A 24,397-nucleotide genomic window follows, 5' to 3' on the forward strand; every position below is an offset into this window, starting at 1 on the left:
CCGCCTGAGCGAGCGTATGAGGAGCCCCCACCGTGACCACCCCCCAGCAGACCTCGACCCTGGACGAGGACCGCAGCGACGACGCGTACCGCGCCTGGCTGAAGGACGCCGTGCGCAAGGTGCAGGCGGACGCGAACCGCTCCGCGGACACCCACCTGCTCAAGTTCCCGCTCCCCGAGGCATGGGGCATCGACCTGTACCTGAAGGACGAGTCGACGCACCCCACCGGCAGCCTCAAGCACCGCCTCGCCCGCTCGCTCTTCCTGTACGGCCTGTGCAACGGCTGGGTCCGCCCGGGGCGCCCGGTCATCGAGGCGTCCAGCGGTTCCACGGCCGTGTCGGAGGCGTACTTCGCGAAGCTGATCGGCGTCCCGTTCGTCGCCGTCATGCCGCGCACGACCAGCGCGGAGAAGTGCCGGCTGATCGAGTTCCACGGCGGCCGATGTCACTACGTCGACGACCCCCGCACGATGTACGAGGAGTCCGCCCGGCTCGCCGCCGAGACCGGCGGGCACTACATGGACCAGTTCACGTACGCCGAGCGCGCCACCGACTGGCGCGGCAACAACAACATCGCCGAATCCATCTTCAGGCAACTGGAGTTGGAGCCGTTCCCCGAGCCCGCGTGGATCGTCGCGACGGCCGGTACGGGCGGCACCTCGGCGACGCTCGCCCGGTACGTCCACTACATGCAGTACGACACCCGGATCTGCGTCGCCGACCCCGACAACTCCTGTTTCTACGAGGGCTGGACGACCGGCGACCCCGACGTCACCTACGACTGCGGCTCCCGTATCGAGGGCATCGGACGGCCGCGCATGGAGCCGAGTTTCGTGCCCGGCGCGATCGACCGGATGATGAAGGTCCCGGACGCCGCGAGCGTCGCCGCCGTACGCGCCCTGGAGTCGGCCATCGGACGCAAGGCGGGCGGCTCGACGGGGACCGGGCTGTGGAGCGCGCTGAAGATCGTCGCGGAGATGCTCGCCGAAGGGCGTCGGGGGAGCGTCGTCACGCTGCTGTGCGACCCCGGGGACCGGTACCTCGACAAGTACTACTCCGACGCGTGGCTCGCGGAGCAGGGGCTGGACATCACGCCGTACAGCGAGGCGATCGGGACGCTGCTGACGACGGGGAAGTGGCAGGACTGAATTCCCGGCCGCCCGGGGCGAGTTCGCGGCACCCTTTCCCCGGCCGGGCCCTCAACTCCCCGGCTTCCCCAGCCTCTTGTCCAACTCCCGTACGGCGCCCCGGAACGCGGTTCCGAACCCCGGCCGGGCCACCTTGAGCGCGACCCGCAGCGCCGGCACCGCGTCCGCCGCGAACGTCCACCGCACCCGCGTCCCCGCGCCCACCGGAATCAGCCGCCACTCCTCCACGAGGGCTTTCATCCCTGGTGCGTTGAGGGTGTCCAGACGGTAGGCGTACACCTCGGGAGCCTTCGCCGCGAGGATCGTCTCGCGGAACCTCCCGCCGCCCACGAGGCGGATCTCCCGCTGCCCGCCGTCCCCGAGGGGCCGCGCGAGCTTGACCTGACGGAACCAGTCGGCCCAGCCGGGGACGTCCTCGGCGAGGGCGTGGAAGACGGCCTCGGGAGGCGCGGACATCTCCTGCGCGAACAGGAAGCGGACGGGTGCGGTCTCGACGAACTCAAGACCCACCGGGGCCAGATGACGCTCCACGCGAAGTCCCCTTTCTGCCGGCGCACTCCAACGATCAGGAAACTCACCCTAGTTGACGGACCGTCAGAAGTCGTGGCCCGCGCGTCACATGTCCACGGCCTGCACGGCTTCCCCCGCCACCACGACCCGCAGATGCTCGGCCATCTCCGCACGGGCCGCCGCCGGCAGCCCCGCGTCCGTCACCAGCGAGTCCACCTGGTCCAGCGCCGCGAACGAACTCAGGCCCACGACACCCCACTTGGTGTGGTCGGCGACCACCACGACCCGCCGCGCGGAGTGCACGAGGCGCCGATTGGTCTCCGCCTCCGCGAGGTTGGGCGTCGACAGACCCGCCTCGACCGATATGCCGTGCACGCCGAGGAACAGCACGTCGAAGTGGAGCGCGGCGATCGCCTGGTCGGCGACGGGGCCGACGAGGGAGTCCGAGGGGGTGCGGACCCCGCCGGTGAGGACGACGGTCGCGGCGCCCTGACGCGGCCCGGACGTGCGCTGCGCGGCGTGGAAGACGTCCGCGACACGCACCGAGTTGGTGACGACGGTCAGGTCCGGCACGTCCACCAGCCGGTGGGCGAGCGCGAAGGTCGTCGTACCGCCGGAGAGGGCGATCGCGCTGCCGGGGGCGACGAGCCCGGCGGCCGTACGCGCGATGTCCTCCTTCGCGGTGAGTTCGAGGCCCGACTTCGCCTCGAAGCCCGGCTCGTGGGTGCTGGCCTCGACGACCGGTACGGCACCGCCGTGCACCTTCTCGACGACGCCCTGCTTGGCGAGCGCGTCGAGGTCGCGGCGGATCGTCATGTCGGACACGCCGAGCCTGCGCGTGAGTTCGTTGACGCGGACACCGCCCCGGCGGCGCACCTCGTCGAGGATCAGGGCGCGGCGCTGCTCCGCGAGGAGGTTCTGATTCTCGCTCACGTACGCTCCGGTCCTTCCCGCGTCGAACCCCGCCCGGTCGGGTCGGGACGGTCCATCCTCGCACGTCGCAGGCGCTGTCGCGGCCTTGTTGGGAAGGGACCGGGGACCACAAGCGCTTGCCCCCGCACACCGTCTCGTCACGGTTGCCTCACGGAACGGGGAGATTCCGTGACAACGGGTGTGTTCAAGGGCCGTAGCGGCCATCCTGGCTGGGCACGGAAAGATGCCGACGGCGCGTCACGGGGGAAGTGCGAACAGTGGAACTCATCGTGGGCGGGGTACCGAGCCCTGCCGCACCACCAGTGGAAGAACCGACCGGACCGGAGCGGGCCGCCCAGCCGGTGGCCGCTCTCGAACTCCTCGTCCACGGCGTGGGCGGGGCCACGCCGGAGAAGATGCTCGACGACCCGCGCACGGTACGGGTCACCGGCGACGACACGGCGGCCGTCTACCGCCGGGCCGACGACGCGGAGGCGGAGACCCGCGCGGGCGCGCGCGTCGACCGGCCGATCCCGGAGGCGTACGTCTGGTCCAACCTCACCTCCGGCAACGGCACCCGCGCGCTGTGGCTGTTGCTGCTGCCGTTCATGGTCGTCAACCTCGCCCACTGGATGCGCCCGGCGGCCCGCGCGGGCACGCGTACGGTCCGCGCCTACGGCCTCCTCGTCCGCCTCGCCGCCCTCTCTCTGACCGTCCTCCTGGTCGCCGCCGCCTGCGAGGTCGCCCTCGACCTCACCGCCTGGCAGTGCGCGGGCACCCACGCGTGCGCGCAGGCCCACTCCTGGCTCGGCTTCCTCGAACCCGGCGGCTGGTGGGGCCAGCCCGGCCGCCGCCTCGCGCTCGCGGCCCTCGTCCCGACCGCGCTCGTCACCCTGCTGTGGTACCTCTCGCACCGCACCTGGCGCGCGTACGAGTCGCAGGAACCGCTGCCCCGCACGGACGGCGCCGACGCCGTGACGACCCTCAGCCGCCCCGGCTTCTGGTACGGCCGCCGTCTGGTCTCCCGGCTGCGCGCCGCGCACACCGCGGCGGGCCTCCTGACGGTCGCAGCGACCGTCGGCACGGCCGCCGCCCGCCGGGACCACGAAAGCGGCGCACCGGCCCTTCTGGACGCCCTGGGGCACGTCCTGGAGGCCGTCCTGCTCGTCGGCGCGGTCTGCGTCGTGTGGGTGGTCTGCGGCCGGGGCCGCACCGAGGAGCGCCTCGACCACAAGATCGACCGCCACCTCGTACGCCGCCTGCCGCTCGGCTCCCTCGCCGTGCTGGCGTTCTCCCTGCTGTACGCGGCCTGGTCGCGGCCCGGCTGGACGTCGACGGGACGCCTGCCCGGCGACCTCACGTTCGGCGGCATCGCGGTCGCCCAAGGCGTGGTCGCGGTCGCCCTCGCGGTCGTCGCCCGCAAGCTGTACGGCGCCGACCCCGAGCACCGCTCGGCCCTGCGCGGCCTCGGCGGGCCCGCCGTCGTCATGCTGGCGTGCGCGCTCGGCGGCGTGATGTCCGGCGGCGTCGCCCAGCGCGTCGCCGACTGGCTGGACGGCACCGGCGGCGTCCTGCCGGGCCCGCCCGTCCTGCTGACCTGGCAGGCGTCCGTCATCCCGGCCGTCCTGCTCGTCGTCCTCGCTCACTGCTCGCTCCTCGGACAGCGCGCGATCAGCAGGGCGAAGGCACAGGAGCCGGCCGTCGAGAAGCAGTACGGCGTCGAGAACGGCGACCCCGCGCGCACGCGCACGATCTCCCGCGCGCGGGCGATGGCCGGGCTCACCGACCGGGCGCCCCTGCTCGTCGGCGTCACCTCCGGGGCGACGCTCCTGCTGGGCGCTGCGGCCGTCGTGGGCGCGCTGGTCAGCGGGAAGACCCCGGTGGGGGCCGCCGTCGGGACGTACCCGTTCGTCGAGGGGGCCGCGCGCATGGGGCAGGCGCTCGGGTCGTGGCTCATCGGGTTCGCGTTCCTGACGTTCGTCACCTGGGGGCGGCGCGCGTACAAGGACCCGCACGCCCGGCGCACGATCGGGATCCTCTGGGACGTCGGTACGTTCTGGCCGCGCGCCGCGCACCCCTTCGCGCCCCCCTGCTACGCCGAGCGCGCCGTCCCCGACCTCACCTGGCGCATGACGACCTGGACCCGCGCCACCGGCGGCCGGCTCGTCATCTCCGGCCACTCCCAGGGCAGCGTCCTCGCCGCAGCCGCCGCCTGGCAGCTGGAACCCGCCGACCGCAAACGCGTCGCCCTGCTCACGTACGGCTCGCCGATCGAGCGCCTCTACGGCCGCTGGTTCCCCGCCCACTTCGGCCCCGACTCCCTCAAGGCCCTCCACGCGGACGTCGACTGCTGGCGCAACCTGTACCGCCTCACCGACCCGATAGGCGGCCCGGTACGCCTCCCGGACGTCGACTGCGGCCCGTTCGCGGACCCGGTGGAGTACGGCCGGACGACGCTGCACCCGCTGTCTGCGCCGCTGTTGGGGCACTCCGACTATCAGGCCGATCCGGGGTTCGCGCGGGAGCGGGGGCAGTTGCTGGCGCGGCTCGGTCTGGGCAGCCGGGTACAGCGGCCGACCGCGGAGGTGTGACCCGGTCAGTCGCAGACCACATCCCGCGCGGGCCGCTCGCCCGTCACCAGGTACCGGGTCACGAGCCGGTCCGCGCAGGGGTGTTGACCGAGGTAGACGCCGTGCCCGCCACCTTCCACGGTGACCATCCGCGCCCGGTCGCCGAGCGCCGAGCGCAGCTTCAGCGCGCCCGCGTACGGGGTCGCCGGGTCGCGGCGGAACTGGACCATCAGGACGTTGGACGGACCCTCGCCGGTGATCCGGACCGGCTTCTCGGTGGGCGCGTCCTTCCAGAACGAGCACGGCGTGATGTTCGCCGGCATCCCGGCGGTCAGCGGATACCGGGCACGGTTCTCGGCGACGGAACGCTCGTACGCGGGCACGGAGTTCGGCCAGCGGACGTCGTTGCAGATGACCGCCATGGTGATCGCCGCGTCCTCGTCGGGCATCGGGCCCGCGACGTCCGGGGTGAGTACGGGGGTAGCCGCCGGGTCCATCGCCTGCCGCATGAGCAGGGCGAGTTGAGGGAACGAGGTGTCGTTGTAGAGAACCGTCTGCATCGCCTGCCGCAGCCGGTTCCCGGTCAGCGGTACGCCCGGAGTGGTCGTCGCGCGCGGCTGCCGGTCCAGGTCGGCGGCGAGCGACAGGAACAACTCCCGTACCTGCTCCGGGCGTTCGGCCAGCCGCAGGTTCCCGCGCGCGGGGTCGGCGGCCCACGCCGCGAAGTCCGGGAACCGGGCCTCCGCGCCGACCGCCATGTTCGCCAGCCAACCCCGGGCGACCTTACGGGGGTTGGGGTCGTCGTTGCTGTCCAGTACCCAACGGTCCGTGCGCGCCGGGTACTTCTGCGCGTAGACGGCTCCCACGTACGTTCCGTACGACACCCCGTACGCCGACAGCTTCTCCTCGCCGAGCGCCGCCCGGAGCCGGTCGATGTCGCGGGCCTCGTTCAGGGTGCTGAGGCTGCGCAGCAGGGGCCCGCCGTTGTCGGCGCAGGCCTGAGCGGTACGCCGGGCCCTCTCGACGTTCTCGGCGATACCGCCGTCCGCTGCGGGCCAGGACCTCAGGGTCACCAGATGCCGGTCCTCGCCCGGCAGTTCGCAGCGCGCCCGCGAACTGGCGCCCACACCACGGGGATCGAAGCTGACGAGGTCGTAAGCGCTGCCCAACTCCCGCCGCAGCGCCTCCCCTTGCTGGGACAGCCGCTTGACGCCGGAGCCGCCCGGACCACCGGGGATCACCAGCAGGGTGCCGCGCCGGGCCTCGGGGTCCGTGCCGGCCAACCGGGAGACGGCGAGGGTGACTTGGGGGCCGCCGGGGTCGCCGTACGAGAGCGGGACGGAGAGGTCGGCGCACTCCTGGCCGGGGATGCCGCAGGGGTGCCAGTCGAGGGCGGGGGCCGCCGCCGAGGAGGGGGCGGCGGAGAGGGTCAAGGCCGTGAGGGTCAGGGCGAGTACGCGGGAGATCGTCATGCCGACCATGCTGTCCGGACGCCGGACGCGTCACCATCCGGCGGACAGCATGATCGGGGTGGGGCTTACCCCCGTACGAACGACCTTGTTCCTCACGGGAGTTCGGGCAGGTCCACCGCGTACAGCAGGGTCAGTTCGTCCGTGCTCGGCTCCAGGACCTGGGCGATGCGGCTCGCGTGCCGCTCCACCATCGCCTCGAACGTCTGGCGCGCGGTACGGCCGTTGCCGAACGCGGGGCCCTTCGGGATCGCCGCGAAGTACTTCAGGAGGGCCTCGGGGGCGCCGCCCGCGAGCCGGTACTCGTGCTCGTCCGTCTGCTGCTCGACGATCCTCAACAGTTCCTCGGGGCCGTAGTCGCCGAAGGTGATGGTCCGTGAGAAACGGGACGCCACACCGGGGTTGACGGCCAGGAAGCGCTCCATCTCGGCGGTGTACCCGGCGACGATCACCACGACCGCGTCGCGGTGGTCCTCCATCAGCTTCACCAGCGTGTCGATGGCCTCCTTGCCGAAGTCACGCCCCGCGTCCTCCGGCGACAGCGCGTACGCCTCGTCGATGAACAGGACGCCGCCACGCGCCCGTTCGAACGCCTCCTGCGTGCGGATCGCCGTCGACCCGATGTGCTCGCCGACGAGGTCGACGCGGGACACCTCGACCAGGTGCCCCTTCTCCAGGACGTCCAGCGCGGCGAGGATCTCCCCGTACAGGCGCGCGACCGTCGTCTTGCCGGTGCCGGGGGAGCCCGTGAACACCAAGTGCCGTTTGACGGACGCCGCCTTGAGGCCCGCGCGCTGGCGGCGCCGGCCGACCTCGATCATGTCGATCAGCGCCCGCACCTCGCGCTTGACGCTGTCCAGGCCCACCAGCGCGTCGAGTTCGCCCAGGACGTCCTTCGGCGCCTTGATCTCCATCGTCCGCTCGGACACCGACAGCTCCGCCGCCACGACCGGCCGCTGCTCCGGGAGCGCGCTCAGCAGCCCGGGGGTGTGGGCGGCGGTCTGTACGGCCGGCGCGAACGCCCCTGCGGGCGTCGTCGGAGTGCGTGCGCCGCCGCTCTCGTCGCTCGTGCAGTCCTCGACCAGCGGCCCCGAACCGGGCGCCGAGTCGGGAGCCTCCGCGAACTCGTAGCCACCGCGCGCGCACCGCTCCGTACGGCACTTGCGCAGGGTCGTGCGGCTGCCGTCTATCACGTGGAAGCCGTAGCCGCCGCTGCCCGTGACCTTGCAGCCGACGAACGAGCCCCGGCCGCCCGCCGACACGTAGAACCCGGCCTCGGCGGGGGAGTCGACGGTGCACCGCTCGACCGTCGGGTCGGCGCCCTTCGTGACGATCACGCCGGTCTGGACGGAGTCCACCGTGCAGTTGCTGAGCGTGCCGCCGCTGCCGTGGTCGCGGAACCAGGCGCCCGTCGCGGCCTCGCGGATCCGGCAGTCGTCGAGCTGCGCGGTCGCCCCGTCGCTCACCGAGACGGCCGTGTTGCGGACCTGCGTGAGGTCGCTGTCGACGACGTCCGCGCGCGAGCCCCGGTCGAGGACGAACAGGGCGTCCGGCACGTCGTGGACGCGGCAGGAGTCGAGGACGGCCGTCGCCCCGTCGCTCACCCACACCGCCGGGTAGTCGCCGGTGCTGTCGAAGATCTCGCACTGGTTGGCGTCCACCCGCGTGCCCGGGTCCCACACCGACAGGCCGTTGCGCCCGAACTGCCGCACCGAGGTGCGGGTCAGCGTCAGGACACTGCGCGAGCGCAGGTCCACCGCGTTCTCCGGGATGTCGTGGATGCGGCAGTCCGCGAGCGTCAGCACCGCGTCCGTGTCGAGGGTGACGCCGTCGGCGGTGGTGCGGTGCACGTCGCAGTCCGTGAAGTGCGCGGTGGCGCGCGCGGTGATCTGTACGCCGCTGCCGCGCACCTCGTAGATCTCGCAACCCACCGCTTCCAGCGCCGAGTTGTCGCCCGTCACGCTGACACCCGTACCCGAGGTGTGGTGCACGCGGGAGCGCTCCAGGCGCGGGTGCGCGCCCCCTCGTACGGAGACCCCGGCCTGTCCGGCGGCCAGCACCTCGCACTCCTCGAAGACCCCGCCGGCCCCGTCGAGGACGGCGATGCCGATGCCCGCCGGGTTGTCGACCGTGCACCTGCGCACCGTCGGCCGGGCGCCGCCGCGCACCTCGATGCCGGCCGCCGAGCGCGTCACGACCCGCACGTCCAGCAGTTCCGGCGTGCCCTCCTCGACCAGCAGCGCGGGGGACGTCGTGTCCTGGCCCTCGACGTGCAGGTCCTGGACGACGGCGGAGGCGCGCACGGTCAGCGGCACGCCGTCCACGGGGGCGATCCGTACCGAGCCCGGGGCGCCCTCGGGGCCGCGCAGGGTGACCGAACGCTCGACGACGAGGTTCTCCCGGTACGTGCCGGGGGCGACGGTGAGGACGTCTCCGTCGGCCGCGGCCTCCAGGGCGGCGGCGAGCGAAGCGTACTCACCCGTGCGGCGCCGCCACCGCGATGTACCGGTGTGCGTCACCTGGACCGTGCCCTGTGCCATGACGATGCTGTGCCCCCACCTCGTGATACGCGGGTCGATGCCGAAGAAGGTCGGCTGGTCCACCGTAGCGTGCGCGCGGGTGGTGGGTTGACCACCGGCGAGGCGTGCGGTGCACCCGCCTCAACTGCCGGTGCCGGTACGCCCCCAGTCCGGTCCCGCGCGGTCCCACGCCTGGTCCCAGCGGGCGTAACGGCGGCGGACCATCGTCCACACGACCGCCCGGCGCGCGCTCTCGACCAGGCCCGCGGCGCACAGCGCGGCGCCCAGTCCGGCCAGCACGCCGTGGGTCTCGGCCGTCGCCACGTCCAGCGGGCGGCTCATCGGGCGGCCCGCGCCGTCCGTCCACAGGGAGAACCGGTCGCCCGCGTGCGGGGTGTCCAGCGCGGCCGTCACCGGGCCGTGGTGCGTACTGCCGTCCGGCGCGGTCCAGTCGGCCTCCACGCGGCTGCGCGCCTCCCGGCCGGAGACGGCCTCCGGGTCCGTCACGAACGCGGAGCCCTTCAGCTCCTTCACGACCGTCGCCGTCGTCTCGAACCGGGTGCTCGCCTGGTCGCGCACCGACCTCAGGAGCGCGTCCTGCACGAAGGCGCCGACGACCATGCCCGCCACCGGCGCGACGACCAGCACCAGCAGCAGGGCGCCCGCCGCCACCCACGCCTCGACCAGGTCCGTCGTACGGCGCACCGGGTTGTGCCGCCAGCGCCACAGTCCACGGATCGCTCGCACCGCCTCGCACCCCCTTCCCGCTCCGTCATAACCCCCGAGCCCGCCGTTCATCCTCGATCCCGGTCGAAGAGAGAGCGAAATCACCTGCGTACGGGCTCTCCCGGGGGTCTCTCATGAACTTCTCACGATGCGTCAACGCCCGAGGTCCGGCCGCGGGTTCCCGGGACGAAGGAGGAAATGTCGGCGCGTTCTCAGTCCAGGATCCGCACCGGGTCGCCGACCCGGATCAGGCCGCGTGTGAGGGGCACCAGGTTCTGGCCGAAGACCAGCTTGCCGTCGATGCGGCGGTGCCGGCCGAGGGTGTACAGGGGTTCCTTGCCGCGTTCGGCGGTGGCCTGGTCGGTGGTGGTGACCACGCACCGGCCGCACTTCTTCGCGGCCCGGAAGGTCACCTCGCCGATCGTCAGGCGCGACCAGCCGTCCTCGGCCCACGGTTCGGTGCCGCCGACCACCGCGTTCGGCCGGAAGCGGTTCATCGGCAGCGGGCCCTCGGCGGCGTGCTCGCCGTGCGCGATCAGGGAGTTGAGGGCGTCCAGGGAGGCCGTCGTCGTGACGAGCAGGGGATAGCCGTCCGCGAAGCCGACCGTCTCGCCGGGGCGCGCGTACGCGGGGTCGACCGGACGGCGGGTCGCCGGGTCGTCCATGTGCACCAGGCGTACGTCCGCACCGAGGAACGCGCTGCACCACGCGTGCGCGCGGGCGTCGGCCAAGGCGCCCTCCACCTTGTCGCGGAAGATCTCCACGACGACCGTATTCGCCGGCTCGGGCACCGCGACCTCCAGCGGTGCGACACCGGGCCCGGACAGCAGAACGCCGCCACCGGGCAACGGCTCGGCGGCGGCGAGCGCCAGACGCGGCCTCTGGCGCTGGGTGACGACCTTCCCCCCGTCGTCGATCAGCGCCCACCGCCGGTCCCCGGCCGGCCCCCAGGGCTCCACGACGGCCTCCCGGGGACTCACTCCCCGCAGCGCCTTCACCGGGTGGACGTGGATCGACAGGAGTTCCGCAGGGGCCATGGGACCCATCCTGCCAGGCGGCAGGGGCCGGTCCCGGGGGCCTAGTAACCCCGGTACTGCTGCTGTTGGTTGTACGGGTCCTGGTAGGGAGCCGGGTTCGGGCGGGGTGCCGCCGGACGCATCGCCTCGTACCCCGTACCGGCCGCCATCGGGTTCATCCCCATGGGAGCGCCCACCTGGCCCGGCTGCTGCTGCATCGGCATCTGCATCGGCGCCTGCGCGGCCGGGTACCCGCGCTGCATGCCGCCCTGCGGCGGGACGTACGCCGCCGGGGCCTGCTGGAGCGGAGCGGGCTGCTGGGCCTGCTGGTAGCCGTAGGGCGCCTGCGAGGGGCCCGCCGGGAGGGCGGGGAGCGCCGACGGCAGCGCGGGCAGGTGGCTGCTCGGCATGCTCGGCACGTCGTAGGCGGCCGGGACCCGGATCGGGGCGATCTGCGGGGTCCCCCGCTCGGCCACGAGGGAGTCGTAGATCGGGGTGTCCGGGAAGGAGGCGGACGAGTAGTAGCCGCCACCATAGGTGGAGCGGGGGGAGGTCATGGCACCTAAGGTAAGCCCACGAAGAGCCGGTTGGGGAGACGGGTATGCGGGTTGTTTTCCGTGCCGGGAGTGGCCCTGTATCCCCAATACGAGCGAACGTGGGAAAAAGGGGCGACAATGCGGGTTGGAATTGTGTAAAGAGCAAGTTCCGGCGGGGTTTCCGGGGGCCGAACGGACGTGTTCCCGCGCCCCCGGCGGGAGTTGAGCGGGAGGGGAAAGAGGCCGCATGCCGATGCCGTCGTTGTCCAAGGGAGCGAACGTACCGGTGCCCACGACGGCGCTGAGGATCGAATGCGGACGCCGCTCGGGCCGGGGCGTCCCCGACGTCGACGCCTCCGCGCTCCTGCTCGTCGGCGGAAAGGTGCGCTCCGACGACGACTTCGTGTTCTACAACCAGCCCGCGCACGCGTCGGGGACCGTCCGCCACGAGGGCAAGCAGACCTCCGGCGACCTCGTCACCGACACGCTCGTCGTCGACCTCGCGCGCGTGGAGCCCGACGTCGACACCGTCCTGCTCGCCGCCTCTGCCGACGGCGGCCCCTTCGGGCGCGTCCCCGGGCTGTACGTCGAGGTCCGCGACGCCGCGCGCGGGACGGTCGTCGCCCGCTTCGACCCCGCCGGCGCGAGCGTGGAGACCGCGTTCGTCCTCGGCGAGCTGTACCGCCGCCAGGGCGCCTGGAAGTTCCGCGCGGTCGGACAGGGCTACGACAGCGGCCTGGAGGGCCTCGCGACGGACTACGGCATCACCGTCGACGAACCCCAGCACACCGCCCCTCCCGTACGGCTCACGAAAGTCACCCTCACGAAGTCGGCACCGTCCGTCTCGCTCACCAAGCAGGGCGGTACGTCGGGCGCCCTGCGCGTCAACCTCAACTGGCAGTCCCGCTCCGGCTCCGCGCACACCGGCCTGGACCTCGACCTGTGCGCCCTGTACGAGCTGGCCGACGGCCGCAAGGGCGTCGTCCAGGCCCTCGGCAACGCCTTCGGCGCACTGGAGAGGCCGCCTTACATCCACCTCGACGGCGACGACCGCACGGGCGCCGTCGCGGCCGGCGAGAACCTCACCGTCAACCTCGACCACGCCGCCGACCTGCGGCGCGTCCTGGTCTTCGTGACCATCTACGCGGGCGCGCGCTCGTTCGCCGACCTGCACGCGACGGTCACCCTGAGGCCGCAGCACGGTGCGCCGGTCGACTTCTCGCTCGACGAGTGCACGGTCGCGTCGACCGTGTGCGCGCTCGCGCTGATCACCAACACCGGGGGCGATCTCGTCGTCCGCAGGGAGGCGCGGTATCTGGTCCCGGAACGCGGGGTGAGTCCGCAGCGGACCGTCGACCGCGCTTATGGGTGGGGCATGAACTGGACGCCGGGCAGGAAGTGAAGACGCGGGGAGCACGTGAAGACGCCGCGAGTAATTGAGGAGAAAACCATTTCCTTGATTACTCAAGTTTCGTCCGGGACGGCTTCCGGGCGCGCATAAGTCCGCCCCTTCCACGCCGCTCCCCGCCCCCGGTAGTGCTGCACCGCCGAGTCCACCGTCATCAGCAGGTACAGGAACGCCGTGAACGGCAGCAGGAGCGCCAGCCACAGGGGCTCACGGTAGTAGCGGACCATCGGGACGTACGTCGCCGTCATCACCGCCCACGCGAGGCCGCCCAGCACGGCCACGGGCGCGCTCCCCGCCGCGCCGCCCGCGACGAGGGCCAGCGGCGGCACCAGGTACACCAGCGCCAGCCCCAGGACCGTCCCGGCGAGCAGCAGGGGGTTGTGCCGCAACTGCGCGTACGCGCTGCGCGAGACCATCCGCCACAGGTCGTGCAGACGCGGATACGGCCGCACGCTGTCGACCCGCTCGGCGAGCCCCAGCCAGATCCGCCCACCGCTCCTCTTGACGGCCCGCGCGACAGCCACGTCGTCGATCACCGCGTGCCGGACCGCGTCCGGGATCCGCGCCCGCTCGGCGGCCTCCGTCCGCAGCAGGACACACCCGCCCGCCGCAGCGGCCGTACGCCCGCCCGGGCGCGCGATCCGGCGGAACGGGTAGAGCTGCGCGAAGAAGTACACGAAAGCGGGTACGACGAGCCGCTCCCAGAAGCTCTCCACGCGCAGGCGCGCCATCTGGGACACCAGGTCGTAGCCCCCCGCGCGCGCCGACGCCACCAGACCGCGCAGGCTGCCGCGCGCGTGCGCGATGTCGGCGTCCGTCAGCAGCAGGAACTCGGGCTCCCGCGCACGTGCCAGCGCGACACCGTGCCGTACGGCCCACAACTTGCCCGTCCAGCCGGCCGGCGGCTCACCCGGCGACGACACCGTCAGCGGCAGACCGCCGTACCGATCGGCCAGTGCGCGCGCGAGGTCGCCGGTGCCGTCCGTGCTGCCGTCGTCGACCAGGAAGACCTCCGCCCGGCCCGGATAGTCCTGCGCCAGCAGGGACGGCAGGCTCAGCGGGAGCACGGCGGCCTCGTCGCGCGCGGGGACGACGACGCACACGTCCGGCCAGTCGGCGGGGTCCTCGGGCGCGGGCGGCAGACGCACGTCCGTGCGCCAGAAGAAGCCCTGGCACAGCAGCAGCCACAGCCAGGCGACGAGGGACAGGGCGGCGATCCACACGAAGGCGCTCACCAGCGCAGTGTGCCCCACGGCCGGGGCCCGGACCGGGCCATCGTCTATCGTGGCCGGGTGAAGATCGCGCTCATGGACTCCGGAATCGGCCTGCTGGCGGCCACCGCTGCGGTACGGCGACTGCGACCCGACGCCGATCTCGTCCTCTCCTTCGACCCCGAGGGCATGCCCTGGGGTCCGCGCACCCCCGAGGACGTCACCACGCGCGCGCTGGCCGTCGCCGAAGCCGCAGCCGCGCACGCGCCGGACGCGCTGATCGTCGGCTGCAACACAGCCACCGTGCACTCCCTGCCCGCCCTGCGCGCGCACCTGGAGCCCGGCATCCCCGTCGTCGGCACCGTCCCCGCGATCAAGCCCGCCGCAGCCCTCGGCGGCCCCGTCGCCATCTGGGCCACGCCCGCCACCACCGGCAGCCCCTACCAGCGCGGCCTCATCCGCGACTTCGCGGGCGGCGTCAGCGTCGCCGAGGTGCCCTGCTGGGGGCTCGCCGAGGCCGTCGAGCACGCCGACGAACCCGCCATCGCCGCCGCGATCACCGCCGCCGCCGCGCTCACGCCGGACGATGTAACGACCGTCGTCCTGGGCTGCACCCATTACGAACTCCTCGCCGAACGCATCCGCACGGCCCTCCAGCGGCCCGGCCGCCCCCCGCTCGTCCTGCACGCCTCCGCCGACGCCGTCGCCGCCCAGACGCTGCGCCGCATCGGCGCCCCGCCCGCGCCCGACGCCCCCGCCACCGGCGGGCTGACCGTGCTCCTCAACGGGCGCGAGGGCGTGCTGCCGGACGCCGCGTTCGCGTACGCGGAAGGCCGCTCGCTGCCCGTCCCGACGGTCGCCTCGTAACGCGTGACCCGCTCGGACCAGTCACTCCGCGAGACAGCCTCCCCGGCGGGAGAAACCTGAGTAACCTCGTAGGCATGAGGGAGCATCCCCGAGACGAGTACGTCGAGCAGACCCCGCACCCGGACGTGTGGACCGGACGGGCCACGAACCGGTTCCAGTGGCTGCCCGCGCTCGCGGGCGCCGCCTGCCTGGCACTCGGCATCGAACTCGCCGTGGACTCCGCGTGGAACTCCGGGGTCGCCCCCCTCGCGATGTCCGTCGTCGGCTGCATCGCCGCCGGGCTCCTCGTCCTCTTCGGCACCCTCGCCTTCCTCCACGTCGCCCTCAAGGTCGACCGCGACAGCCTCGAAGTGCGCTGCGGGCACATGGGGCTGCCGCGCCGCCGCATCCCCCTCGCGCAGGTCGCCGACGCCGACTTCGACCCCCACGTCACGCCGCGCCACTGGGGCGGCTGGGGCTACCGCTGGCGGCCCGAGAAGGGGACCGCCGTCGTCGTACGCCGGGGCGAAGGCGTCGTGCTGCGGCTCTGGGACGGGCACACGTTCACGATCACCGTGGACGACGCGGAGGCGGCCGTACGGGTCATCAGGGACCGGCTGAGGGCGGCGCGGCCGGGGGCGGCGCACTGAGACGGTGACGGGACGGCCGGGCACGGCGCCGAGGCTGTGAAGTGCGTCAACCGAACTGTCGGCCAAAAGGTCACCCGCCGTACACTCCCCGAGTGACCGTCACCGCACCCCCCGCAGAGCCCGCAGGACAACTGGAGCCCGAAGCCGCGCCTCCCGCGCGCGGGCGCCGCCTCCTGCGGTTCGCCCCGGCCGCCGTCGCCGTGCTCTCCGGCGTGCTCCTCTACCTCAGCTTCCCGCCGCGCCCCCTGTGGTGGCTCGCGGTCCCCGCGTTCGCCGCGTTCGGCTGGGTCCTGCGCGGGCGGAGCTGGAAACCCGCCCTCGGCCTCGGCTACCTCTTCGGCCTCGGCTTCCTCGTCCCCCTGCTGAAGTGGACCGGCGTCGAGGTCGGACCGCTGCCGTGGCTCGCGCTCGCGGCCATCGAGGCCCTCTTCGTCGCCCTGGTCGGCGTCGGCGTCGCCGCCGTGTCCAAACTGCCCGGGTCGCCGGTGTGGGCTGCGGCCCTGTGGACCGCCGGGGAGGCGGCCCGCGCGCGGGCGCCGTTCAGCGGGTTCCCGTGGGGGAAGATCGCGTTCGGGCAGGCCGACGGGGTGTTCCTGCCGCTCGCCGCCGTGGGCGGGACGCCGGTACTGGGCTTCGCCGTCGTCCTGTGCGGGTTCGGGCTGTACGAGGCCGTCCGCCTCGCGCGGGAACGCCGTCTCGCGCGCGCGGTGACGCGTCCGGCTGCCGCGGTCGCGCTGCTCAGCGTCGCCGTCCCCGTGGCCGGTGCGCTCGCCGCCCGCACGCTGGTCAGCGACAAGGCCGAGGACGGCACCGTCACGGTCGCCGCGATCCAGGGCAACGTGCCCCGCCTCGGGCTGGAGTTCAACGCCCAGCGGCGCGCCGTACTGGAGTACCACGCGCGCGAGACGGAGCGGCTGGCCGCCGAGGTGAAGGCCGGGAAGGTCGCCAAGCCCGACTTCGTGCTGTGGCCGGAGAACTCCTCCGACGTCAACCCCTTCACCGACGCCGAGGCCACCGCCGTCATCGATCAGGCGGTGCGGGCCATCGGCGCACCCGTCTCGGTCGGCAGCGTCGTCGAGCGCGACGGGAAGCTGTTCAACGAGCAGATCCTGTGGGACCCCGAGAAGGGGCCCACCCAGACCTACGACAAGCGGCAGATCCAGCCGTTCGGCGAGTACATGCCGCTCCAGGGCCTGGTCAAGGCGATCAACCCCCAGTGGACCGCGATGGCCTCGAACTTCACCCGGGGCACCAAGCCCGGCGTGTTCACGATCAACGGCACCAAGGTCGGCATCGCCACCTGCTACGAGGCCGCGTTCGACTGGGACGTCCGAGACACCGTCACGCACGGCGCGCAGCTCATCTCCGTACCCAGCAACAACGCCACCTTCGACCGCAGCGAGATGACCTACCAGCAGCTCGCGATGTCCCGCGTGCGCGCGGTGGAGCACAGCCGCACGGTCGTCGTTCCGGTCACCAGCGGCGTCAGCGCGATCATCATGCCGGACGGGCGGATCACGCAGAAGACCGGCATGTTCGTCGCCGACTCGCTGGTGCAGAAGGTGCCGCTGCGGTCCTCCGAGACGCCGGCGACGAAGATGGGGATCCTGCCCGAGATGCTGCTCGTGCTGGTCGCCGCCGGTGGGCTCGGGTGGGCGATCGGCTCGGGGCTGCGCGCCCGGCGTGCGGGGGACGCGTAGGCGTACGCGGGCGCTTGCCGGGTGTTGTACGTGACGGATGTGCGCCCGGCGCGTGGGTGCGCTTTGTCGGGGCGTGTGCTGCGCTCCGCGCGCCGGTGACCTGCGGCCGTACATCCGGCGTACTGCGTCCGACACCGGCCGGTCCACCAAGATCGGCCGGTTAGGGTCGAGGCATGGCAACTCCTGAGTTCATCCGCGCGATCCGGGCCTCCGCCGGACACCAGCTGCTGTGGCTTCCCGGGGTCACCGCCATCGTCTTCGACGACGAGGGCCGGGTGCTCCTCGGACGCCGCTCGGACACCGGCGAGTGGTCGGTCATCGGCGGCATCCCCGACCCCGGCGAACAGCCCGCCGTGTGCGCGGTACGGGAGGTGTACGAGGAGACGGCGGTGCACTGCGTCGCCGAACGCGTCGTCCTCGTCCAGGCGTTGGAGGAGCACACCTACCCCAACGGCGACAACGTCCAGTTCATGGACATCACGATCCGCTGCCGCGCGACCGGCGGCGAGGCCCGTGTGAACGACGACGAGTCCCTCGAAGTCGGCTGGTTCGCCGTGGACGACCTGCCCGAGCTGCCCGAGTTCGCGGTCTCCCGCATCAAGCAGGCCCAGGCGGGCGACGGTCCTACCTGGTTCGAGAACCCCGCTCAGGCGCTGTAACCGCCGTCCACGCCGAGGGACTTGGCGCCGATGACCTTCATGACCTGTCAGGAGGCGTCCGGAGGCGAGGCCTGAACTGCCCGATCGAGGCGATCTCCGTCGCGGACGCGCGGACGGGCAAGTCCGTGTTCCCGCCGGAGAGTTGAGCAGGGGGCGGCAGGCCCCGACGTACGCGGTCCGCCGCCCCCGGCCGCTCAGGTCTTGACGTGGAAGTACCAGCGGACCCCGAACTGGTCGAACACCCCGTGGGCCTGGTCCTCCTGCGCCGTCTCGGTCATCTCGAAGTGGACCTCGCCCTCGCCGTGCGTCAGCGCGGTCGACAGCCGCTCGGCCTCCTCCACGGAGTCGAGGACGAGGAGGATTGAGTAACCCCCGTACCGGATCGGCTCCAGCATCACGTCACCGCAGGTCAGGCGGCCCTCACCGATCTTCAGCGTGGCCAGGAGCACCTTGTGCCCCAACTCGTCGGGCACGTTGTGGAACTCCGGCAGGTCGCTGTAGCGGTGCAGGACCTCGACCTCCGCGCCGAGGGCGGACTTGTAGAACTCGACGGCCTCCTCGCAACGCCCGAAGAAGTCCACGTGGGGCAGTACCTGCATGGTCACTTTCCTCTCCGCTGACGGGGTCGGGGCAGGGGAGGGGCGCCGACAGGTGTCCCCCCGGACGCACGTGCGCCGACACGGTCCAGGCTATCCGCCGAGGGGACGCCACAGGGAAAATTGTCCGAAAAGCAGACCTCTCCTCCCCAACGCCACGAAAGCCACACGACGACCGTCCGCCTCGCGACTACCGTCCCCGCGACGGGATTTCCACACACGTTCGGCCGAACGTGTACAGCTGTCCGATCCCTCCTTGTTCGAATTGCAGAGGCGTGTTCCACGCCACTACGTTGTCGAACATGCTGACGATCGGTTTGAACGGAAACTTCTCTCCCGAGAACTCCGATATCGTGCCCGGTCTGCGCGAGTACATGTACCATGACGCCGCTGCCGCCCTCGTCCAGGACGGCGTGCTGATCGCGGCGGTCGAAGAGGAACGGCTCAACCGGATCAAACACACAACCAAATTCCCCGGCAACGCCGTTCGGGCCTGCCTGGAGATCGCCGGAGCGACCCCGGCGGACATCGACGGGGTCGGCTACTACTTTCCCGAGCAGTACCTCGACCTGATGCTCAACGGCCTCTACGCCGACAACCCCGCCGTCCCGCTGTGCTATTCACGCCGGCTCATCAAGGACCGCCTCAAGGAGGCGCTGGCCTGGGACCTTCCCGACGAGAAGCTGTTCCACGCCTCGCACCACCGCGCCCACGCCGTCTCCGGCCTCGTGCGCTCCGGAATGTCGGAGGCCCTCGTCGTCGTCCTCGACGGCATGGGCGAGGATTCCTCCGGGACTGTGTTCGGCGCCACCGGCGGCGAGTTGGAGATCCTCACCAAGTTCGCGATGCACAAATCGCTGGGCCTCCTCTACCTGAATGCCACGAGACACCTGGGATTCAGGTTCGGCGACGAGTACAAGGTGATGGGACTTGCGCCGTACGGAGACCCCGCCGTATACCGTCCGGTGTTCGACTCGATGTACACGCTCGGACCGGACGGCGATTACGAATTCCCGCCCCACGCCCTCGCCTTCGAATACGTCAGCAACACGTTCTTCTCCTGCGGAATGCCGCCCCGGCGTTCGAACGGACCACTGGAACAGCACCACAAGGATTTCGCCGCCGGACTCCAGGAAATGCTGGAGCGGATCGTCCTGCACGTGCTGACGCACTGGCGCCGCACCACCCGGCACACCAAGCTCGTGTTCAGCGGCGGCGTCGCCCACAACTGCAGTCTCAACGGCGCCGTCCTGCGCTCGGGCCTGTTCACCGAGATGTTCGTGCACCCCGCCTCCCACGACGCGGGCACCGCCGAAGGTGCCGCGCTGCTCGCGCAGGAGGCGCTGTCCGGGACGGTACGCCTCAAGGAGCGGATGCGCGGCGCGAGCCTCGGGCCCGGCCTCGGCAGCGCGGACGCCGTGGAGGAGACGGTCCGCGCGTGGAGCGGGCTCGTGGAGTACGAGCGGCCCGCCGACGTCGTCGAGACCACCGCCCGCCTGCTCGCCGGGGGCGCCGTCGTCGGATGGGCGTACGGGCGCTCGGAGTTCGGGCCCCGCGCACTCGGCCACCGCAGCATCCTCGCCGACCCGCGACCCGCCGGGAACCGCACCCGGATCAACGCGATGATCAAGAAACGGGAGAGCTTCCGGCCGTTCGCGCCGATGGTCGTCCCCGAGGCCGCCGACACGTACTTCGACCTCACCGACACCACCGCGCACCACGACTTCATGTCGTACGTCGTGAGCGTGCGCCCCGAACACCGCGAGCACCTCGGCGCGGTCACCCACGTCGACGGCACGGCCCGCGTCCAGATCGTCGACCCGGAGGCGAACGAGCGCGTCCACCGCTTGATCAGCCGCTTCGGCGCGCTCACGGGTACGCCGGTGCTGCTCAACACGTCGATGAACAACAACGCAGAACCGATCGTGCAGAGCGTGCAGGACGTACTGACGTGCCTGCTGACGACCGAGCTGGACTGCGCCGTCGTCGATGACCTCCTGGTCCGCAGACGCCCGGGGTTCATGGCCGGCCTCGACGACCTCGTGCTGACGTTCCGCCCCGTGACCAGGCTGGTCAGGACGGTGGCGGAGGGCGCCGTCAGCCACGAGATCCTCCTCGACTACGCCACCGGACCCCGGGCCGCCGTGTCCCCCGAGCTGTTCGCGGTGCTGGAGAAGGCGGACGGCACGAGCCCGGTCGGGCCGCTCACCGACGCGATCCGGTCCGAACTGCACGCCCTGTGGCAGCAACGTTTCTTCACCCTCGCCCCGGCTTCTCCGAAGACACCGGCCCCCTGAACGCCACCAGCCTCCTGAACGACACCCGAAAGGCAACCGCATGCGCAACGCCGAGTACCTGGAGCTGGTGAGGACCCCCGAGGACCGGGAGCACCACTACGCCCGCGTCGTCGACCGGTACTACGAACAGGTCACCGACGTCTGCCGGGACGTCTGGTCCGACTCCTTCCACCTCGCCTGGTTCACCGAGGGACAGCAGCTCCACGACGCCCAGCACACGATGCAGCGCTGGCTCGCCGACCAGGCACGCTTCACCGCCGGTGACCGACTCCTCGACGTCGGCTGCGGCATCGGCGGCCCCGCCGCGACCGTCGCCGCGCACACCGGGGCCGAGGTGACCGGCGTCAACATCTGCGGCCACCAGGTACGCGTGGCCCGCTCGCTGCACGCCGGCACCGAGCGGCTCACGTTCGTCGAGGCGGATGCGATGAACCTGCCTTTCGGCGCAGGGGAGTTCGACGGCGTCTTCTCCATCGAGGCGCTCTGCTACGCGCCGGACAAGCGGCAGGTGTACGCCGGGATCGCGAAGGTGCTGCGGCCCGGCGGGGCCTTCGTCGGCGCGGACTGGTTCTGCGCCGACGGTCTCTCCGAGGCGGAGTACGCGCGCTGGGTGGAGCCGATGTGCCAGGGCTTCGCGATCCCGCACGTCATCCCGTTCGGCGAGCTGAAGGGGTACCTGGAGGAGGCCGGGTTCGAGGTCGAGTCGGTGTCCCGGTACGACGACCACGGCGACATCGGACCCAACTGGACGCCTGCCGCGCCGGGTTCGGACGCGGCGGGGGACGAGCGGCCGGACCTGACGGCGGACGGGTTCGAGAACCTGCTCGCGCGGTCGCTGCCCGCGCTGCGGGACGGGTGCGTGGAGGGGAAGGTGATCATGGGGTGCTGGGTGGCGCGGAAGCGTATGGACGAAGGCGCCGGGTCACATGAATACGACCGTGCAGGCGCACAAGCCCCGGCACCCGCCCCCGACACGGCCCCCCGAGCATGACCACCCCCGTACGAGTCGCCCCCGCCCCCGGCGCGCTCCCCGTCCTCGGGCACGCGCTCCCCCTCGGCAGACACCCCCTCGCCTTCCTCGCGTCCCTGCCCGCGCACGGCGACCTCGTCCGGATCAAGCTCGGCCCGGTCCCCTTCCACGTGCTGTGCGATCCCGACCTGGTCCATCAGGTGCTGGTCGACGACCGGACGTACGACAAGGGCGGCGCGATCTTCGACCTCGTACGGACGATCGCCGGGAACGGCCTCGCGACCTGTCCGCACAAGGACCACCGGCGGCAACGAAGGCTGCTCCAGCCCGCCTTCCACCGCGAACGCCTGCCCGGCTACGCGAAGGTGATGTCCTCGGAGATCACCGCGATGCTCCAGGGCTGGACCGAGGGCCGTGAACTCGACGTCCTCGCCACGATGAACGAACTCACCGCGAACCTCGCGACCCGCACCCTGTTCGCCGCCGAACTCGACGACGAGACGTTCGGGGAGCTGCGGCTGTGCATGCACGACGTGATGACCGGCATGATGCGCCGGATGCTGCTGCCCTGGTCGGTCCTGAACCGGCTGCCGACGCCGGGCAACCGCCGTTTCGTCAGGGCCCGTTCACGCCTGCGGCAGTACGTCGCGCAGCTCACCGACGACTACCGGCGTGCGGGCGTCGATCACGGTGACCTGCTGTCGATCCTGCTCGCGGTCCGCGACGACGACGGGAACGGCCTCACCGAGGACGAACTCCACGACCAGGTCTTCACGTTCTACCTCGGCGGCAGCGAGACCACCGCGCCCCTGCTGTCCTGGGCGCTGTACCTGCTCGGCCGACACCCCGCCGTCCGGGAGGAGTTGCACGCCGAGGTGGATACCGTCCTCGCCGGGCGGGTCGCCGTGCACGACGACATCCCGCGCCTGGACGTGACCCGCAGGGTCGTCATGGAGACGCTGCGTCTGTACCCGCCGGGCTGGCTGTTCACCCGAGTCACCACCAGGGCCGCCGAGTTGGCGGGGCACCGGCTCCCGGCCGGCTCGATCGTCATCTACAGCCCGCACATCGTGCACCACCGCGCCGACCTCTTCCCCGACCCCGAACGCTTCGACCCCGACCGCTGGCGCGAGGGCGAAGGACGGCCGCCGCGCGGGGTGTTCACGCCGTTCGGCAGCGGCGCGCGCAAGTGCATCGGCGAGGTCTTCGCGCTCACGGAGGCGACCCTCGCGCTGGCGTCGATCGTGGCCCGCTGGCAACTCGACCCGCTGCCGGGGGCACACGCGCGGATGGCACCCCGGCTGTCCTCCACGCCACGCTCGCTGCCGATGTCCCTGCGGGAGCGGTCGGGCAACCAGGAGAAGTTGGGGAACGCCGAGTGGCCGGGCAATCGAGATCCGTCGGAATACGCGGACCCGAGGTGATCCGTACGCCGCCCCCGGCCCCCAACCCCCTCACCCCCCACCGCTCACCACTCCACCGGCATCCGCCGCACCCCCCTCAACGACATCCGCGTCTTCCACTCCACGTCCCCCGCCAGACGCAGCCCCGGCAACCCCAACAGCAGCCCCCGCAACGCCTCTTGGATCTCCAGCCGGGCCAACGCCGAGCCGGGGCAGTAGTGGACGCCGTACCCGAACGCCACATGCTGGTTCCCCGTCCGGTCGAGGTCGAGGACACCGGGCTCGGCGAACCGCCGCGCGTCCCGGTTCGCCGAGCCGACCGAGACGACCACCGGCTCGCCCTCAAGGACCAGCGTCCCGCCGACATGGACGTCCTCGGTGGCCCAGCGGGCGGCGAGTGCGCCGGTGCGCAGCGGGACGTACCGGAGCAACTCCTCGACGGCGGACGGGATCAGCGCGAGGTCCTCGCGCAACCGCCGCAGCTGGTCGGGGTGTTGGAGGAGCGTGTACAGGAAATTCGGCACCGAGGTGGCCGTCGTCTCGTGGCCCGCGATCAGCAGCCCCACGCACTGCTCGAACAACTCCGCCTCGGACAACCGGTCTTCGTCGTCCCGCGCCGCGATCAGCGCCGACATCAGATCGTCCCCCGGCCGCTCCCGGCGTTCGGCGACGAGGCCGGACATGTAGGCGTGGAAGTCCCGGCGGCTGGCTTCGGCCTCCTGCGCGCCGACCGCGCTGGACACCGTGTTGTCGCTCCAGGTACGGAACAGATGCTGGTCGGCCTCGGGTACGCCGAGCATCCGGCAGATCACCGTGACGGGGAGCGGCAGCGCGAGGGACTCCACGAGGTCGGCGGGCGGACCGGCGGCGACCATGTCGGCGAGCAGGCGCTCCGTCAACTCCCGTACCTGGGGCCGCATCCGCTCGATGCGCTGCACGGTGAACGCCTTCGAGAGGAGCCGCCGCAGGCGGGTGTGGTCCGGCGGGTCCATCGCCATCATCCCCTGGTTGACCTGGAGTTCGGCCTCGCGGGGTTCGTCGTTGACGGCGCAGGCGGCGCGGCTGAAGCGGGGATTGCCGAGGACGGTACGGACGTCCGCGTACCGGGTGGCGAGCCAGGCGGGTTCGCCGTACGGCAGTCGTACGCGCCGCAGCCCGTCGTCCGCGAGTGCCTCCTCGTACCGGTCGGACAGTTCCAGGCTGTGCCCTTCGTTGAAGGGGTAGTCGAGGGGCTCGGGCATCGGGACCTCT

20 protein-coding genes are annotated in these 24,397 nt (G+C 72.1%); 10 read left to right on the forward strand and 10 right to left on the reverse strand.

Annotation, left to right across the window (positions count from 1 at the left end):
• Positions 1-32: 32 nt before the first annotated feature.
• Positions 33-1,148 carry a PLP-dependent cysteine synthase family protein gene (locus J8M50_RS42740; RefSeq protein ID WP_010352943.1) on the forward strand — a complete coding sequence of 372 codons (1,116 nt, stop codon included), beginning with the start codon at positions 33-35 and terminating at the stop codon, positions 1,146-1,148.
• 51 nt (positions 1,149-1,199) lie between these two features.
• Here J8M50_RS42740 and J8M50_RS42745 read toward each other — a convergent pair whose 3' ends face one another.
• Both J8M50_RS42745 and J8M50_RS42750 read right to left on the reverse strand, forming a co-directional pair.
• Complete coding sequence (locus tag J8M50_RS42745) at positions 1,200-1,679, reverse strand: SRPBCC family protein (RefSeq protein ID WP_010352942.1); 480 nt, start codon at positions 1,677-1,679, stop codon at positions 1,200-1,202.
• 84 nt (positions 1,680-1,763) lie between these two features.
• On the reverse strand, positions 1,764-2,591 hold the full coding sequence (locus J8M50_RS42750; protein WP_010352941.1) for a DeoR/GlpR family DNA-binding transcription regulator: 828 nt from the start codon (positions 2,589-2,591) through the stop codon (positions 1,764-1,766).
• Positions 2,592-2,893: 302 nt separating this feature from the next.
• On the opposite strand from J8M50_RS42750, the gene J8M50_RS42755 reads away from it, so the two are divergent.
• A complete protein-coding gene (locus J8M50_RS42755) occupies positions 2,894-5,161 on the forward strand; it encodes a membrane protein (protein WP_010352940.1) in 2,268 nt (755 codons plus the stop codon).
• Positions 5,162-5,166: 5 nt separating this feature from the next.
• Here the strand turns inward: J8M50_RS42755 and J8M50_RS42760 are convergent, their stop codons facing one another.
• The 5 genes from J8M50_RS42760 to J8M50_RS42780 form a co-directional block, all read right to left on the reverse strand.
• Positions 5,167-6,621 carry an alpha/beta hydrolase gene (locus tag J8M50_RS42760; protein WP_010352939.1) on the reverse strand — a complete coding sequence of 485 codons (1,455 nt, stop codon included), beginning with the start codon at positions 6,619-6,621 and terminating at the stop codon, positions 5,167-5,169.
• Positions 6,622-6,704: 83 nt separating this feature from the next.
• Positions 6,705-9,149: a right-handed parallel beta-helix repeat-containing protein gene (locus J8M50_RS42765; protein ID WP_010352938.1), complete on the reverse strand. Its 2,445-nt coding sequence runs from the start codon at positions 9,147-9,149 to the stop codon at positions 6,705-6,707.
• A gap of 120 nt (positions 9,150-9,269) precedes the next feature.
• Entirely contained in the window at positions 9,270-9,875 is a 606-nt protein-coding gene (locus J8M50_RS42770) for an Rv1733c family protein (RefSeq protein WP_010352937.1), read from the reverse strand.
• Positions 9,876-10,066: 191 nt separating this feature from the next.
• Positions 10,067-10,891 (reverse strand): MOSC domain-containing protein, encoded by an 825-nt coding sequence (locus J8M50_RS42775; RefSeq protein ID WP_010352936.1) that lies wholly within the window; start codon positions 10,889-10,891, stop codon positions 10,067-10,069.
• A gap of 41 nt (positions 10,892-10,932) precedes the next feature.
• A complete protein-coding gene (locus tag J8M50_RS42780; protein ID WP_010352935.1) occupies positions 10,933-11,427 on the reverse strand; it encodes a DUF6643 family protein in 495 nt (164 codons plus the stop codon).
• A 226-nt stretch (positions 11,428-11,653) separates the two neighbouring features.
• Between J8M50_RS42780 and J8M50_RS42785 the strand changes: the two genes are divergently transcribed.
• Positions 11,654-12,808, forward strand: a complete 1,155-nt coding sequence (locus tag J8M50_RS42785) for a TerD family protein (protein WP_010352934.1) — start codon at positions 11,654-11,656, stop codon at positions 12,806-12,808.
• Between the two features lie 62 nt (positions 12,809-12,870).
• Here J8M50_RS42785 and J8M50_RS42790 read toward each other — a convergent pair whose 3' ends face one another.
• Entirely contained in the window at positions 12,871-14,049 is a 1,179-nt protein-coding gene (locus J8M50_RS42790) for a glycosyltransferase (protein ID WP_010352933.1), read from the reverse strand.
• 57 nt (positions 14,050-14,106) lie between these two features.
• On the opposite strand from J8M50_RS42790, the gene J8M50_RS42795 reads away from it, so the two are divergent.
• The 4 genes from J8M50_RS42795 (at position 14,107) to J8M50_RS42810 (ending at position 17,880) form a co-directional block, all read left to right on the forward strand.
• Positions 14,107-14,892 carry a glutamate racemase gene (locus J8M50_RS42795; RefSeq protein ID WP_029183740.1) on the forward strand — a complete coding sequence of 262 codons (786 nt, stop codon included), beginning with the start codon at positions 14,107-14,109 and terminating at the stop codon, positions 14,890-14,892.
• Between the two features lie 74 nt (positions 14,893-14,966).
• Positions 14,967-15,521, forward strand: coding sequence for a hypothetical protein (locus tag J8M50_RS42800; protein ID WP_010352931.1), 555 nt, complete (start codon positions 14,967-14,969; stop codon positions 15,519-15,521).
• Between the two features lie 92 nt (positions 15,522-15,613).
• Positions 15,614-17,221, forward strand: coding sequence for an apolipoprotein N-acyltransferase (lnt, locus tag J8M50_RS42805; RefSeq protein ID WP_010352930.1), 1,608 nt, complete (start codon positions 15,614-15,616; stop codon positions 17,219-17,221).
• A gap of 173 nt (positions 17,222-17,394) precedes the next feature.
• Positions 17,395-17,880: an NUDIX hydrolase gene (locus J8M50_RS42810; protein WP_010352929.1), complete on the forward strand. Its 486-nt coding sequence runs from the start codon at positions 17,395-17,397 to the stop codon at positions 17,878-17,880.
• 194 nt (positions 17,881-18,074) lie between these two features.
• On the opposite strand, the gene J8M50_RS42815 is transcribed toward J8M50_RS42810, so the two are convergent.
• A complete protein-coding gene (locus tag J8M50_RS42815; protein ID WP_010352928.1) occupies positions 18,075-18,479 on the reverse strand; it encodes a VOC family protein in 405 nt (134 codons plus the stop codon).
• Positions 18,480-18,778: 299 nt separating this feature from the next.
• On the opposite strand from J8M50_RS42815, the gene J8M50_RS42820 reads away from it, so the two are divergent.
• Genes J8M50_RS42820 through J8M50_RS42830 form a run of 3 tightly spaced genes read left to right on the forward strand, consistent with a single transcriptional unit; the run spans position 18,779 to position 23,167 of the window.
• A complete protein-coding gene (locus J8M50_RS42820) occupies positions 18,779-20,773 on the forward strand; it encodes a carbamoyltransferase family protein (protein WP_040836072.1) in 1,995 nt (664 codons plus the stop codon).
• Positions 20,774-20,813: 40 nt separating this feature from the next.
• The gene (locus J8M50_RS42825) at positions 20,814-21,764 is read left to right on the forward strand and encodes an SAM-dependent methyltransferase (RefSeq protein WP_010352925.1); all 951 of its coding nucleotides are present in this window, start codon (positions 20,814-20,816) and stop codon (positions 21,762-21,764) included.
• Entirely contained in the window at positions 21,761-23,167 is a 1,407-nt protein-coding gene (locus tag J8M50_RS42830; protein WP_010352924.1) for a cytochrome P450, read from the forward strand. Before J8M50_RS42825 ends, J8M50_RS42830 begins: the two co-directional genes overlap by 4 nt.
• Before the next feature lie 44 nt (positions 23,168-23,211).
• Here the strand turns inward: J8M50_RS42830 and J8M50_RS42835 are convergent, their stop codons facing one another.
• A complete protein-coding gene (locus J8M50_RS42835; RefSeq protein ID WP_029183739.1) occupies positions 23,212-24,387 on the reverse strand; it encodes a cytochrome P450 in 1,176 nt (391 codons plus the stop codon).
• Positions 24,388-24,397 lie beyond the last annotated feature (10 nt).

The sequence above is a fragment of the Streptomyces acidiscabies genome, from assembly GCF_020010905.1.
GTDB classification, from domain to species: Bacteria; Actinomycetota; Actinomycetes; order Streptomycetales; family Streptomycetaceae; genus Streptomyces; species Streptomyces acidiscabies.